Consider the following 14,658-nt stretch of genomic DNA (forward strand, 5'->3'; position numbering starts at 1 on the left):
ACTCACCGCTCTTGCGGCACCGGTTCCAGCAACTGCGGACGCGGCTCGGGTGCGGCCACTCGCAGCGCGTCGGCCGACTTGTCGTCCGGTTGGGTCTGCGATTCGATCTCGGCGCGCACGCGGGCCTGATACGTCGACACCTCGCGCTCGATATCGTCGGCGTCCCAACCGAGTACGGGCGCCACGAGGTGGGCGACCTGTTCGGCGCTGTGCGCACCGCGGTCGGCGTATTCGATGGAGATCCTGGTGCGTCGGGCCAGGATGTCCTCGAGGTGCAGCGCGCCCTCGGCGGCGGCCGCGTAGACCGCTTCGACCTGGAGGTAGGCGGGGGCGTCGGTGATCGGTTGCAGCAGTTCGGGTTTGCCCGCGGCCAGGTCGAGGACCTCGTCGACGAGGGAGCCGTAGCGGTCGAGCAGGTGGGTCATCCGGTAGGGGTGGATGCCGTAGTGCTCGGCCAGTTGCACGGTCTGGTTGACCAGGGCGAAGTAGCCGTCGGCGCCGAGCAGCGCGACCTTCTCGGTGATCGAGGGCGATACCCGCGCCGGAATGTCCTGTGCCGCTTCGTCCATCGCGTCGGCGGCCATCACGCGGTAGGTGGTGTACTTGCCGCCCGCGATACTCACCAGGCCGGGCGCTACGCGCGCGACGGCGTGTTCGCGCGAGAGCTTGGAGGTCTCGTCGCTCTCCCCCGCCAGCAGCGGTCGCAGGCCCGCGTAGACCCCGTCGATATCGGCGTGGGTGAGTGGGGTGACCAGCACCTCGTTGACCCGGTCGAGCAGGTAGTCGATATCGGCCTTGGTCGCGGCGGGGTGGGCGAGGTCGAGGTTCCAGTCGGTGTCGGTGGTGCCGACGATCCAGTGCGCGCCCCACGGAATGATGAACAGCACCGAGGTGGTCGTGCGCAGGATGATCGCGGCGTCGCTGACGATGCGGTCGCGCGGCACCACGATGTGCACGCCCTTGGACGCGCGCACATGGAATCGCCCGCGCTGCTGCGACAGGCCCTGCACCTCGTCGGTCCACACGCCGGTCGCGTTGATCACCACGTTCGCGCGCGCCTCGGCGGTGCGCCCGTCCTCGGTGTCGCGCAGTTTCACCCCGACCACCCGGTCGGCCTCGCGCAGCAGCCCGACGACCTGCGTGGAGGTGCGGATGACCGCGCCGTAGTGGGCGGCGGTGCGGGCCACGGTCATGGTGTGGCGGGCGTCGTCGACGACGGTGTCGTAGTAGGTGACGCCGCCGATCATCGAGTCCCGACGCAGGCCCGGCGCCAATCGCAGGGCGCCGTGCCGGGTCAGATGATGCTGGCCGGGAACGGATTTCGCGCCGCCCATGGTGTCGTAGAGGGTGAGCCCGGCGGCGACGTACGGGCGTTCCCACACGCGATGGGTGAGCGGGTAGAGGAAGCGCAGCGGCTTGACCAGGTGCGGCGCCAGCGTCGACAGGGCCAGCTCGCGTTCCTTGAGCGCCTCCCTGACCAGGCCGAATTCGAGCTGTTCGAGGTAGCGCAGGCCGCCGTGGAACATCTTCGAGGACCGGCTCGACGTGCCCGACGCGAGATCGCGGGCCTCGACCAGGGCGACCGAGAGCCCGCGCGTCGCCGCGTCCAAGGCGATCCCGGCCCCGACCACGCCACCGCCGACCACCAGGACGTCGAACTGTTCCTTGCCCAGCTTCTCCCAGGCGGCGCGCCGATGTTCGGGGCCGAGGTCGGCCGGTCCGAGCCGGTCACGCTTGCCGCCCGCGACCAACTCCCCGGGATACAGGAACGGAAACTCCGGTGTCTGCGACATGCTCGACTCCTCGCCGCCGACCGAATCCGGCCGGTCCCAGCCGACAGTGGGCGGGCACCGCGTTCCGGCGCCGCTGCGTACACGCTAACCGCAGACTCGGCTGCGCGCGCGGGACGTGCTCGGCGGGGCGCGCGACCGAATCACGGAATCGGACGCGCGATGCGCGGAGCCGGGTCACCACACCTCGGCGTAGTCGGCGGGGCGAACTTCACGATCGTTCTCGCCGCCGCGTGTCGTCCGCGTCTTCGCGGCGCTGGGACGACACCGCCCCGGCGCGGTTCGTCGCCGACAACGAATCGCGCAGGCGCACGCCGAGCGTTCGGTAGCCTGCATCAATGCGTCGGTATGTGGCTGCCATCGATCAGGGGACGACATCGAGTCGGTGCATCATCTTCGATCGGCAGGGTCGGATCGTGGGGACCGCGCAGCGCGAGCACCGGCAGATCTTCCCGAACCCGGGCTGGGTGGAGCACGATCCGGCCGAGATCTGGCGCAATACCGAGTGGGTACTCGGGGCGGCGCTGGGCAACGGGCGGTGTTCGGCCGGGGATCTGGCGGCGGTCGGGATCACCAATCAGCGGGAGACGACCGTGGTCTGGGATCGAGCCACCGGGGAGCCGGTGTACAACGCGATCGTCTGGCAGGACACCCGCACCGATCGGCTGTGCACCGAACTCGCGGGTGATCAAGGGCCGCAACGCTATGCGGATCGCACCGGACTGCCCCTGTCCACGTACTTCGCGGGTCCGAAACTGCGGTGGATCCTCGACAATGTCGACGGTGTACGGGAACGGGCCGAGACCGGTGAGCTGTGTTTCGGCACGATGGACAGCTGGGTGCTGTGGAAGCTGACCGGGCAGCACCTCACCGACGTCACCAATGCCTCGCGCACCATGCTGATGGATCTGCGTACCCTGCAATGGGATTCGCGGATCTGCGCCGATTTCGACATCCCGATGTCGCTGCTGCCGGGGATCCGCAGTTCCTCGGAGGTCTACGCCGACATCGTCTCCGGGCCGTTCGAGGGCGTCCCGGTCGCGGGCATCCTCGGCGACCAGCAGGCCGCCACATTCGGCCAAGCCTGCCTGAACCCCGGCGAGGCCAAGAACACCTACGGCACCGGCAATTTCATGCTCCTCAACACCGGCACCACGCCCGTGTTCAGCAAGCACGGCCTGCTCACCACCGCCTGCTACCAGCTCGGCGACACCCCGGCGGTGTACGCACTGGAGGGTTCCATCGCCGTCACCGGCTCGCTGGTGCAGTGGCTGCGCGACAACCTCGGCATCATCTCCTCCGCCGAGGAGGTCGAGCCGCTGGCCCGCAGCGTCGACGACAACGGCGGCGCCCACTTCGTGCCCGCCTTCTCCGGCCTGTTCGCCCCGCGCTGGCGCCCCGACGCCCGCGGCGTCATCGCCGGCCTCACCCGCTTCGTCACCAAAGCCCATTTGGCAAGGGCCGCACTGGAATCCACCGCCTTCCAGACCCGCGAGGTGGTCGACGCCATGCGCGCCGACGCCGCCGCCCAACACCTCGACCTCGAACTCACCACCCTCAAGGTCGACGGCGGCATGACCGGCAACGACCTGCTCATGCAATTCCAAGCCGACATCCTCGACGTCCCCGTCGTCCGCCCCGTAGTCCGCGAAACCACCGCCCTCGGCGCCGCCTACGCCGCGGGCCTGGCCGTCGACTACTGGTCCGACCTCGAAGACCTCCGAGCCAACTGGACCGCCGACCGAACCTGGACCCCCACCATGCCGGACCCGGAACGCACCCAGCGCTACACCGACTGGAACAAGGCCGTCGAACGCACCTACAACTGGGCCTGAACCCACCGAATCACTACCTCCGCCACGGTTTCAGTGACTACCGAGGTCGATCGTCAGAATCTTGACGACCGCGTGCGAGTCACCTCGATCACCCTCGGTCGTCTCAGCGCAGTACTGATAGTCGATGCGGCCCGCACCCGGCTCGGGGTCAGCCATCGTCGCTCGACCGGGGCGCGACCACCTCGACGAACGCTGAATCCTGCACCGAACCGATGTGCACGGCACGGCGCGCTTCGTCGCGCATCACCGCCGCCGTCGTCACCCATGCGTGTAGAGCTTCCCGCAGCGGCGCCGGATCTTCCGAAGCCACTGTCAGCACCACGGCGTTGCGGATCTCGGCCAATGCCTCGGCGCGATCGTCGGGATCGAATTCCGCGAGCCAGGCCAGGCCACCGAGTTCGACAGGCGTCGGCGACGAAGTCCGCGCCAGCACAGCCTCCGCGGTGAACAGCTGTGTCGTGACGGCGACGGCCTCGTGCAGAGCCGCGATGCGCTGGGCGGCGAGCATTATCAGGACGGATCCGTCGGTGTCGCGCAACGACGCCGACGACCGCTTCGCCTCATCGAGGAACTCGCGGCGCCGCGCACCCGCTAGGTCACTGACCTGGAACATCACCATGCCACGATTCTAGCAGGATCATGGCATATACCGGTCGGGGCCACGTCACGCAAGGCCGAATGCACCTACAGCGAACACAGCATGCACACAATCGATGTATACACGCGATGCACACAGCGCGTACACTGTCGCTATGACTCGCACGATGATCGATTTGGACGATGACCTCCTCGACCGTGTCGCGAAAGAACTCGGCACCTCCACGAAGAAGGAGACGGTGCACGCGGCGCTGCGGGCTGCCCTTCGGGCCAATGCGGCGCGGAGACTGATGGATCGCATGTCCGATGATTCGGACGCGCGAACGGCCGAAGCGTTGACCAATGAGATGTGGGCCGGAGGCGACCGGGCGTCACGCGGATGACCGTCCGGTATCTGCTGGACAAGTCCGCGGCTTACCGCAGCCATCTTCTGATGGTGCGCGCCCGCATCGAACCCTTGATGGAACGTGGACTTCTGGCGACCTGCGGTGTCGCCGACCTCGAAGTCGGCGTGTCCGCGCGCTCACAGGCCGATCACGCCGAGCTCGGACAACTACGTCGCGACGCCCTGGAGTACCTGTCCACACCGGACGAGGTCTGGGACCGCGCGTGGCAGGTGCAGGAGCTCCTGTGCGCGGACAGTCTGCATCGCAGCGTGAAGATCCCGGACCTGATCATCGCCGCGGTCGCCGAACACCACCGCGTCTCGATACTCCACTACGACCACGACTTCGACCGCATCGCCGAGATCACCGGCCAACCTGTCGAATGGGTCGTGCCACCAGGATCCGCCGATCGCCTCGATCAGGGTTAGACCCCCGCGCTGACCCGTAGAGCCTTCGACAATCGGGCGACCGCTTCGACGAGGGTCGCCTCGTCGGAGGTGGTGAAGCACAGGCGCAGGGTGGTGGGGGTGGTGTTCGTGACGGCGAAGGCGGCGCCGGGGACGTAGGCGACGCCGGTGTCGAGGGCGGTGGGGAGCAGGGTGGTGGTGTCGGTGGTGTCGGTGAATTCGGCCCAGAGGAACATGCCGCCGGTGGGGTCGGTGCAGTGCAGGCGGTCGCCGAAGGTGGTGCGCAGGGCGGTGACGAGGGTGCGGGCCCTGGTGCCGTAGGTGGTGCGGATCGTGTCGATGTGGGTGGTGAGCCAGGGGGTGTCGCAGAGCAGGTCGGTGGTGATCTGCTGGGTGAGCGACGAGCCGCAGAGGTCGGCGCCCTGCTTGAGGAGTTCGACTGCGCGACAGACGTTTTCGGGGGCGATCAGCCAGCCGACGCGCAGGGCGGGGGCCAGGATCTTGGAGACGCTGGACAGGCGGATGACCTGGGGTGAGTAGGAGGCGACCGGGGCGGGGGCGGGGCGGTCGAACCAGAGTTCGCCGTAGGGGTCGTCCTCGATGATCCAGAAGCCGTGCGCCTCAGCGAGTTCCGCGAGGCGTCGGCGACGCTCGGGGGTGAGGGTGACGCCGCCGGGGTTGTGGAAGGTGGAGACGGTGTGGACGACGGCGGGGCGTTCGCCGGCCGCCAACAGGTCCTCGAGGATGTCGAGGCGCATGCCCTCGCTGTCGAGGGGCACCGCGACGATGCGCGCACCGGCGGCCCGGAACACTTGCAGCGCACCGACATACGCGGGATCCTCGACGATCACCAGGGCGCCGGGGTCGAGCAGGACCTCGGCCAGCAGTGACAGTGCCTGCTGGGAACCGTGAGTGATGAACACTTCGGCACTCGACACCGCGCGGCCGATCTTTGCGGACTCGCGCGCCGCGATCACCTCGCGCAGGGCGGGCCAGCCCGACGACTCGGTGTACTGCAACACCGCCGAGTCACGCAGCGCGGTCTCGGCCGCGGCGGCGATCCGTTCGTTCGGCATCAGGGCGGCATCGGGCAGCCCGCCCGCCAGGCTGATGATGTCGTCACGGGCGGTGAGTTCGAGCAGATCCCGAATGGCCGAACTCTGCAAACCCGCGAGCTTGCCCGCGAGGGCGGGAGTGGTCAGCGACATGGGAACCTCCGGGAACGCCAAGGGGACGCGATAGCCCACGATCGCATATCACTGACCAGAGTATGAAATTCTTATCCCAGATAGCGAGACGCTAGCGCGCGTCGATGGACTTGACCTGCCATTTTCCATCGGTGTTCGACGTGACGATTTCCTGCTTGTAGACCACCGAGGAACCCGACGGGTGCTGCTCGCGCAGTTCCACGTCGTAGCGGCCGATCGCGGTTTCGCGCATCTTCACGCAGTGCGTGGTGCCCACCGGGATCGCGTTGTCGATCGCGTCCTGGATCACCTCGGCCGACATGATGTTCACCGCGTCGGGCGCGGTGTACTCGCGCACCTTCGCGCCGGACCGATCGACGTAGAAGGCGTACTGGAAGCCGAGAATGGCGCGCGAACCGGAGGTGGTGTCACCCGGCCCGTTGCCGACCGTCACGGATTGCTCTGCGACAGCACGACATTCGGCACCGGAGGCGGCCGAGGTGACCGGCGCGGCCGTGACGGCGGGATCGTCGCCGCCCCCGCGCTTGACCACCGCGATCGTCAACACCAGCGCGACCACGAGCAGCACCGCCGCGCCCGCGCCGCCGACGATCCAGTACAGGCGCTTCTTGTCGGCCTCGTCGCGCTGGGGCGCCACCGGCACGGGATTCTTCGGGGCGAGGCGCCGCGCGATCGGGTCGTCGGCCCACGACAGGCCCGGCTCGGCGGGCGGCTTGGGGATCGCGCCGTCCTCGTCGGGCTGGTCCCACCACTTGTCGCCGGCGGGTTTCGGCTTCTCGGCGAACAGCGGCGTGCGGGTACCCTCGGGCGGTCGAACCACCTCCGGCAGCGATTCGGGCGAAGGGGGCTGCGGCACAGCGTCTTTGGTGACGGGGCGACCGCGCCGGATCACCTCGGTGAGTTCGCGCCCGGAGGTCACCGGAACGGAATCGCCGAAGACCGAGGACTCCGCACGCGCCGGTTCGGCCCCGAAACGCACGGTCGGATCGGCGGCGGGTGAACCACCGACCGGGCCACCGAAGGCCGACGGTCCCGGCGGCGCGACGGGGGGCGGGGTGGCCACGGCGTCGCCGAAGACCGAGGTGGGGGCGGAACGCTCGGGAAGTCGGGGCGGCGTCTGGCCGACAGCGGGCCCTGGCGGGACCGAACCACCGAACGGCGCGGCCGACGGACCGGAAGCGGGCGCGACAGGGGCTACCGGCGGCTGATCCGCGACCGGCGCACCGAAGGGACCGGCGGGCGGACCGAACGGACCGGGCGCGGCAGTGGGCGGACCGAACGGTCCCGGCGCGGCGGAGGGAGCACCGAACGGTCCCGGCGCGACACCGGACGAACCGGCAGGAGCCGACGCACCGGACGGACCGGCAGGACCAGGCGCACCAGCCGGACCAGCCGGCCGCCACCCCCGCTCGGGCGCACCGTTCGGCACCGGCGGCGGCGTCGCGGGAACAGGCGCACCGAACCCGGAATCCCCGACCGGCGGACCGAAATCGCTTGTGGGCGGACCGAAATCCGCAGCCGGACGCCGGCCGCGTTCGTTCTCGTCACCTTCGGTGCCCAAGTTCTATCCCTTTCCCCTCCGACACACGTGTGGGGCGGTCGTAGGCGACCGCCCCACACAAGGTACTGCGTGTCAGTACTGGAGCGAGCCGCCCCATTGGGTATTCACACCCGCGACGTTCAACGACTGCAGGACCTCGCCCGGCACCGGCAGCGTGGCCTTGGCGGCGGCGTCGAGTGCGGCGGTGCCGCCCGGCTGCGCCTTGATCCAGTTCTCGACCGCGGCCTTGGCCAGGTTGGCCTGGGTGGTGTCGAGCACGGTCACCGTGGTGTTGTCGGCGCGGCCGTCGCCACCGTTGAAGGTGGTGACCTTGACCGAGTTCTCGCCGATGTACTCGACCGAGACACCGGCGTCACCGAAGCCGCCGTCGGGCGTGCGGTAGCCGATGGTGCCGACGTAGCCCGAGGCGTTGTTGTAGTGATGGGTGTTGGCCAGGAAGCCCGCACCGTCGATGGTGGCGCCGACTTCCTGACGCGGGCCCTCCATCTCGACGACCGGCGCGGCGGGCGCGTTCTCCAGGCGCGGGGCCTGCCAGGCAGGTTCCTTCGGCGTCTGGACGAGCGTGTCCGGGGACTCGACCTCGGCCTGGCTGCCCTGACCCGACGGAACCGACGGCTGGGTCTGCTGCGGGGTGGCGGTGCCCGGCTGGCTCGGCGTGGCCACGGGGGTGTCGACACCCGGGGTGTCGGTGCCCGGCGTGGTGGCGCCCGGCTGATCCGGGGTGGCGCGTTCCGGCTGCACCGCGGGCTGGTTCTGACCGGGCACCGGCAGCGGCGCGACACGCGGGCTGGTGACGCCCGGCTGGCTCGGCGTCGGCGTGGTCGGCGTGCTCTCCGGCGTGCCCGGTGCGGGGCTGGTGACGCCCGGCTGGACCGGGGTCGGCTTGGTCTGACCCGGCTTGTTCTCCCCCGGCTTGACGTTTTCCGGGGTTTCCGGAGTTTCCGCTTCGCCCGAAGGCTGACCCGGCTGCGCAGGAGCCGGTGTGGCGGGCGTGGAGGGCTGGTCACTGGGGACCGCGCCTGCCGGTGCCGCGAGGAGGGTTGCCACTGCCGCCGCGGCGGCCAACGGCAACGACGTGCTGGCCATCGCTCGCTGCGCCCGACTCGGCTTACGATGCTTCACTTTTCGTATCCCTTTCCCGGAGGGAATCCCCCACTGCTCCCACACGATCGCAACTGATCGCGTCTCGGCGGTGAGTCAACCACATGAGCGCGGGACAGGCAACGCAGCAGTAGGTTTCGCGCCGTCTGGGCTCCGCCTGCGGAAACGCCGATGTGAGGACAGCCCAGGATCGTCGAGCGTCGTTGTCGAACAACACAATTCGAAACCCGCGAGACCGGTGATTCGTTTCACATCGGCGTGGCCCGTAGCTCAGTCCAGGTCGTCGTGGCGCATCAGCAAACGTCCCGCTTCGGTGAGCGAGCCGGTGAGCGAGGGATACACCGAGAAGGTCTGTGCCAGATCGGTGACCGTCAGATTGTTCTGCACCGCCAGCGCCAGCGGCTGGATCAATTCCGAGGCGATCGGCGCGACGACGACACCGCCGATCACCACGCCGGTGGCCGGGCGGCAGAAGATCTTGACGAAGCCGCGCCGCAGCCCCGACATCTTCGCGCGCGGATTGGTGTTGAGCGGCAACATGACCGTGCGGGCGGGGACCTCACCGTTGTCGATGGCGGTCTGGCTCACGCCGACGGTCGCGATCTCGGGCCGGGTGAACACCGCGGAGGCCACGGTCTTGAGCCGGATCGGGCTCACGCCCTCGCCGAGTGCGTGATACATCGCGATGCGGCCCTGCATGGCGGCCACCGAGGCCAACGGCAGCAGGCCGGTGCAGTCGCCCGCGGCGTAGATGCCGGGCACCGAGGTGCGCGAAACCCGGTCCACGCGAAGGTATCCGCCGCGATCGAGTTCGATGCCGACCCGTTCCAGGCCCAGGTTCTCGGTGTTGGGGGTGGAGCCGACGGTCATCAACGCGTGCGAACCGGTGACGGTGCGGCCGTCGGACAGCTTCACCACGATGCCGTCGGCGGTGCGCTCCACGGCGTCGGCGCGGGCGTGCTTGACCAGCTCGACACCGCGTTCGGCCAGCGCTTCCTCTAGCACGAGGGCCGCGTCGGCGTCCTCGCCGGGCAGCACGCGGTCGCGGCTGGACACGAGCTTCACCGGCACACCCATCTCGGTGTAGGCGGAGACGAATTCGGCGCCGGTGACACCGGATCCGACCACGACCAGCGTCTCGGGCAGCTCCGGCAGGTCGTAGAGCTGCCGCCAGTTCAGGATGCGCTCGCCGTCGGGCTCGGCGCCGGGCAACACGCGCGGGCTCGCGCCGGTCGCGATCAGCACGACCTCGGCCTCGAACTCCTCGCTGCTGCCGTTGGGCAGATTCGCGCGCACACGATGCGCCAGACCCGGTGCGGGACCGACCAATTCGCCGTACCCGGGCAGCAGCTGTACGCCCGCGGCCTGCAACTTGGCGCGAATATCGGAGGACTGCGCCAGGGCGAGCGCCTTGACGCGCGCGTTCACCTCGGGCAGATGCACCTTGGCCTGGTCGGCGTCGAGGGTGATGCCCAGATCGCGCGCGCGGCGCAGATCGGTGCGCAGACCCGTCGAGGCGATGAAGGTCTTGGAGGGCACGCAATCCCACAGCACGCAGGCGCCACCGATGCCGTCGGCGTCGACCAGGGTCACCGAGGCCCCGTGCTGGGCGGCTACCAGTGCCGCCTCGTATCCGGCCGGTCCACCGCCGATGATCGCAATCCGTGCCACCAGTCACGCTCCTTGTGTTCGCCTGATCGGATCGGTCCCTCGTGAGGCCCGTCCCGTGCTTGTCGACCCATCCTTTCAGGTGTTGTGTGACGTGCCCGGGTCGGATCGGTGAACAACGATGCGCGTGTTTCGCGGGCCTCGCGAGTGTGACGGTGAGCCGATCTGGGTGGGAGAGGGGAATTCCGCCCCGGTTATTGGCTACAGTTCGATGGTGCCGATCTATGCCGCCTACGGGTCCAACATGGACTCGACGCAGATGCTGGAACGCTGCCCGCATTCGCCCATGTCCGGGACCGGGTGGCTGGAGGGTTGGCGCCTGACCTTCGCCGGTGACGACATCGGCTGGGAAGGGCCGTTGGCCACCGTCGTCGAGGATCCCGGCTCCCGGGTATTCGTCGTGCTCTACGACGTCTCCCCCGAGGACGAGGACAGCCTCGACCGCTGGGAGGGCTCCGACTTCGGAATCCACAAGAAGATCAGGATCCGGGTCACCGGAACCCAGGGCGAGTCCCGCCTGGCCTGGCTCTACGTCCTGGACGCCTACGAGGGCGGCCTCCCCTCGGCCCGCTACATCGGCGTCATCGCCGACGCGGCCGAAAAAGCGGGCGCCCCAGAGGACTACGTCCACGCCCTGCGCACGAGAAACAGCAAAAACGTAGGCCCCGGCGCTTGACCGCCTCCCCGCGATTTTTGGCCTGACCTAGGTGGGGGGTTGCGCTCCGGACGCGGCAAACTCTCCGGGGGTGGGCAGTTAGCCCGTCCCCGGCGAGTTACCCATGTTCTTCTGTGCTGCTACCCCTGCAACACGATGTTCGCCAGCGTCCGCACACCCACCGCCAACGCCCGCTCATCGATATCGAACGTCGGCTGATGCAGGTCCAACTGCTCCCCCACGCCCGACCACACACCCAGTCGCGCCATCGCCCCCGGTACCTCCTCGAGGTACCAGGAGAAGTCCTCGCCGCCGCCCGACTGCGGGGTATCGGCCAGAGCTTCCTCGCCCATCGACAGGACGGCGTTCTCGAACATCAGCGCCGAGGTGGGGTCGTTGACCACCGGCGGCACCCCGCGCTTGTAGTTGAGCTGGTAGCGCACCCCGGTCGGCGCGAGCAGCCCCTCGACGATCTCGCGGACCAGCGGTTCCAGCAGCAACCAGGTCGCGTGATCCCCGGTGCGGACCGTGCCGGTGAGCATCCCCGTCTGCGGAATCGCGTTGGGCGCCTTGCCCGCGCTCACCGCGCCCCAGACCATCACCGTGCTGGTACGCGGGTCGACCCGGCGGCTCAGCAGGCCGGGCAGGCCGGTGATGACGGTGCCGATCGCGTAGACGAGATCGCTGGTCAGGTGCGGTCGCGAGGTGTGTCCGCCCGGTGAGTCGAGCACCAGTTCGACCGTGTCGGCCGCGGAGGTGATGGCCCCGGTCCGCACGCCGACCTTGCCGACCTCGAGGCGCGGGTCGCAGTGCAGCGCGAAGATCCGATCGACCCCGACCATGCCGCCGGCCGCGACCACGTCGAGCGCCCCACCGGGCATCACTTCCTCGGCGGGCTGGAACACCAACCGCACGCCGACGGGCAGCTTGTCGGCGGCTTCGGCGAGCGCGAGGCCCGCGCCGAGCAGCACGGTGGTGTGCGCGTCGTGCCCGCAGGCGTGCGACACGCCCGGCACGCCGGAGGCGAAACTCAGGCCGGTGAACTCCTGCATCGGCAGCGCGTCCATATCGGCGCGCAGGGCGATGCGGGGGCGGTCGGTGGGCCCGAAATCGCAGATCAACCCGGTGCCGCCGGGCAGCACCTCCCAGCTCAGTCCGGCTTTGGTCAGCCAGCCCGAGACGAACTCGGTGGTGGCGAACTCCGCGCGCGACAGTTCCGGGTTGGCGTGGATGTGGCGACGCCACGCCACCAGGTCGCCGGTGTGTTCGGCCAGCCACGCGTCGACGATCTCGGTTCCCGACATGAGTGTGGTTTCGGTGTCCCGCACGGTCGGACACGCCGCGGTCTCGCGCGTCATCGCTCGGGCACCGATGCCCATCGATAGCGCGTCGGAGCCTGCGCGTGCGGTGCCCGGATGGCCGGAAATGCTCACCGAATGTCCTCCTGTCGTTCGATCAGCCGTTGCAACAACCTGTCTCTGTGTACTTCATCGCCCGCCACGGCGACAGCGGTACGGGCCAGCGCCAACGCGCCGTCGAGCACCGCCCGATCCGCCGAGGCGTTGACCGCGGCGGCGGCGAACGCGGGCTGGTGGGTCGCGGCGCCACCGGCATCGATGCCGATCACCGGGTGGATTCCGGGGATGACGTTGGTGACATTGCCCATGTCGGTGCTGCCGAGCGGCCGCAGCACCTCGAGCTCGGATGCGATCGGCACCCGTCCCAGTCCGGTGATCTGCGCGCGGTAGGCAGCGGAAAGAATCGGATCGGGGGTGAGCTCGGTATAGGTGGGCGCGAGCGTCCGTATGTCGTGGGTGCAGCCGGTTGCCAGGGCGCCCGCTTCGAAACAGGCCTTCGCTCGGCGCATCAGGTCGTCGAGGGAGCCGGAGTCGGCGGCGCGGAGGTAATAGAGCAGTTCCGCGCGGCCGGGCACGATGTTGGGGGCTACGCCACCGTCGGAGACTATACCGTGCAGCTGCTGGCCGGGGTGTAAATGCTGTCGCAGCAAGCCGAGGGCAACCTGGGAAACGGTCACCGCGTCGCCGGCGTTGCGGCCGAGTTCGGGGGCGGCGCTGGCGTGCGCCTCGCGGCCGTGGAAGGTGATGGCCAGATCGGCCAGCGCCAGCGACCGCGCGCCGACGATGTCGGCGGGGCCGGGATGCACCATCATCGCCATCGCGATGTCGTCGAACACGCCCGCTTCCAGCATGAGCACCTTGCCGCCGCCGCTCTCCTCGGCGGGCGTGCCGAGTACGACCACGGTCAGGCCGAGCGCGTCGGCGACCGCGGCAAGGCCGAGCGCGGCGCCGACGGCGGAGGCGGCGATGATGTTGTGCCCGCAGGCGTGCCCGATCTCGGGCAGCGCGTCGTATTCGGCGCAGATGCCGACGGTGAGCGGGCCGCTGCCGTAGACGGCGCGAAAGGCCGTCGACAGCCCGGCCACGCCGGTGGTGACCTCGAAACCGCGCTCGACCAGCGGCGCGAGCACCTTGGCGACGCTGCGCGTCTCGGCGAAGGCCAGTTCGGGCTCGGCGTGGATCGCGTGCGAGAGCGCGATCAGTTCAGCCGAGGCAGCACCGATCGCGGCGTCGGAGGCGGTGGCTGAGCGTTCGCCGGTGCGCGAGGGTGCCATACCTCCAGTCTTGCATCAGTGCCCGACAGCGGCGCACCGGCGAGCAGCTCAGTTGCCGAAGGGCAGGTTCTCCGGGGTGACCGGGACGGCCAGTGCGGCGAGGGATTCGGCGTGCAGCGCGGTCTTGATGATGGGGGTGATCGGCTTGCGCAGGCTGGTCAGCGCGGCGGCGCGGGCGATCGCGGTGGGCAGCACCTGCTCGGCGTCGGCCTTGGCGTCGGCGATGCCCGCGGCGATGGCCTCGTCGGCGCCGAAGCGGTAGCCGGTGGTCATGGCCTGCACGCACACCTGGTTGCTCAGGCGACCCTTCAGCAAACCGTTCATGCCGATGGTGAACGGCATGCCAAGGTGCACCTCGGGCAGCGACCAGAAGCCGCGGTCGCCGCGCATCACCCGGAAGTCGTGGGCGGTGGCCAGCATGGCGCCTGCGCCGAAGGCGTGGCCGTTGACCGCGGCGATGGTCGGCATCGGGAAGGTCAGCAGGCGGGTGTAGAGGGTGTGCACGCTGTCGAGGTAGCCGTGGATCTTGTCCAGGTTGCCGAAGACGTAGTCGGTGTCGAGGCCGTTGCTGTAGAACTTGCCGGTCGCGACGGTGACCAGCGCGGCGGCACCCTCGGACGCCTCGACCTCGTCGAGTGCGGTGTGGAAGGCGTTGATCCAGTCCGGCGAGAAACGGTTCTCGTTGTCGGTCTCGCCCTCGTTGCCGAGGTACAGGACGAAAACATCACCAGAGCGCTCCAAATACGGCATGCAGCGAGAATAAGGCAACCACGAGCCGGTGCTTACCCGTGGGTAGCGAGCGCGCGGGCGGCACGTGT

Annotated in this window: 13 protein-coding genes; 4 read left to right on the plus strand and 9 right to left on the minus strand. The window is 69.3% G+C overall.

Annotated features, from left to right (window positions below):
* Window positions 1-2: 2 nt before the first annotated feature.
* Entirely contained in the window at window positions 3-1,793 is a 1,791-nt protein-coding gene (gene glpD, locus ACFP3H_RS00515) for a glycerol-3-phosphate dehydrogenase (RefSeq protein WP_378598008.1), read from the minus strand.
* 335 nt (window positions 1,794-2,128) lie between these two features.
* On the opposite strand from glpD, the gene glpK reads away from it, so the two are divergent.
* On the plus strand, window positions 2,129-3,625 hold the full coding sequence (glpK, locus tag ACFP3H_RS00520) for a glycerol kinase GlpK (RefSeq protein WP_378598010.1): 1,497 nt from the start codon (window positions 2,129-2,131) through the stop codon (window positions 3,623-3,625).
* A gap of 148 nt (window positions 3,626-3,773) precedes the next feature.
* Here the strand turns inward: glpK and ACFP3H_RS00525 are convergent, their stop codons facing one another.
* Window positions 3,774-4,244, minus strand: a complete 471-nt coding sequence (locus ACFP3H_RS00525) for a hypothetical protein (RefSeq protein WP_378598012.1) — start codon at window positions 4,242-4,244, stop codon at window positions 3,774-3,776.
* 133 nt (window positions 4,245-4,377) lie between these two features.
* Here ACFP3H_RS00525 and ACFP3H_RS00530 point away from each other — a divergent pair, with 133 nt between their 5' ends.
* Window positions 4,378-4,605 carry a type II toxin-antitoxin system VapB family antitoxin gene (locus ACFP3H_RS00530; RefSeq protein WP_378598014.1) on the plus strand — a complete coding sequence of 76 codons (228 nt, stop codon included), beginning with the start codon at window positions 4,378-4,380 and terminating at the stop codon, window positions 4,603-4,605.
* On the plus strand, window positions 4,602-5,036 hold the full coding sequence (locus ACFP3H_RS00535; protein WP_378598016.1) for a PIN domain nuclease: 435 nt from the start codon (window positions 4,602-4,604) through the stop codon (window positions 5,034-5,036). The genes ACFP3H_RS00530 and ACFP3H_RS00535 overlap by 4 nt, the downstream gene beginning before the upstream one ends.
* On the opposite strand, the gene ACFP3H_RS00540 is transcribed toward ACFP3H_RS00535, so the two are convergent.
* From ACFP3H_RS00540 to ACFP3H_RS00555, 4 genes are all read right to left on the minus strand, one after another.
* Complete coding sequence (locus ACFP3H_RS00540; RefSeq protein ID WP_378598018.1) at window positions 5,033-6,223, minus strand: aminotransferase-like domain-containing protein; 1,191 nt, start codon at window positions 6,221-6,223, stop codon at window positions 5,033-5,035. The genes ACFP3H_RS00535 and ACFP3H_RS00540 overlap by 4 nt on opposite strands.
* A gap of 91 nt (window positions 6,224-6,314) precedes the next feature.
* Entirely contained in the window at window positions 6,315-7,286 is a 972-nt protein-coding gene (locus tag ACFP3H_RS00545; protein WP_378598020.1) for a DUF8176 domain-containing protein, read from the minus strand.
* A gap of 570 nt (window positions 7,287-7,856) precedes the next feature.
* Entirely contained in the window at window positions 7,857-8,870 is a 1,014-nt protein-coding gene (locus tag ACFP3H_RS00550; RefSeq protein ID WP_378598022.1) for a hypothetical protein, read from the minus strand.
* Between the two features lie 285 nt (window positions 8,871-9,155).
* Window positions 9,156-10,556, minus strand: a complete 1,401-nt coding sequence (locus tag ACFP3H_RS00555; RefSeq protein WP_378598024.1) for an NAD(P)H-quinone dehydrogenase — start codon at window positions 10,554-10,556, stop codon at window positions 9,156-9,158.
* A 211-nt stretch (window positions 10,557-10,767) separates the two neighbouring features.
* On the opposite strand from ACFP3H_RS00555, the gene ACFP3H_RS00560 reads away from it, so the two are divergent.
* Window positions 10,768-11,229, plus strand: coding sequence for a gamma-glutamylcyclotransferase family protein (locus tag ACFP3H_RS00560; protein ID WP_056819179.1), 462 nt, complete (start codon window positions 10,768-10,770; stop codon window positions 11,227-11,229).
* 119 nt (window positions 11,230-11,348) lie between these two features.
* On the opposite strand, the gene ACFP3H_RS00565 is transcribed toward ACFP3H_RS00560, so the two are convergent.
* The 3 genes from ACFP3H_RS00565 to ACFP3H_RS00575 form a co-directional block, all read right to left on the minus strand.
* On the minus strand, window positions 11,349-12,512 hold the full coding sequence (locus ACFP3H_RS00565) for a M20 family metallopeptidase (protein WP_378599568.1): 1,164 nt from the start codon (window positions 12,510-12,512) through the stop codon (window positions 11,349-11,351).
* A 125-nt stretch (window positions 12,513-12,637) separates the two neighbouring features.
* Complete coding sequence (locus ACFP3H_RS00570) at window positions 12,638-13,840, minus strand: M20 family metallopeptidase (RefSeq protein WP_378598027.1); 1,203 nt, start codon at window positions 13,838-13,840, stop codon at window positions 12,638-12,640.
* 48 nt (window positions 13,841-13,888) lie between these two features.
* Window positions 13,889-14,590, minus strand: coding sequence for an enoyl-CoA hydratase-related protein (locus ACFP3H_RS00575; RefSeq protein ID WP_378598029.1), 702 nt, complete (start codon window positions 14,588-14,590; stop codon window positions 13,889-13,891).
* Window positions 14,591-14,658 lie beyond the last annotated feature (68 nt).

It is taken from the genome of Nocardia lasii (assembly GCF_042658545.1).
GTDB classification, from domain to species: domain Bacteria; phylum Actinomycetota; class Actinomycetes; order Mycobacteriales; family Mycobacteriaceae; genus Nocardia; species Nocardia lasii.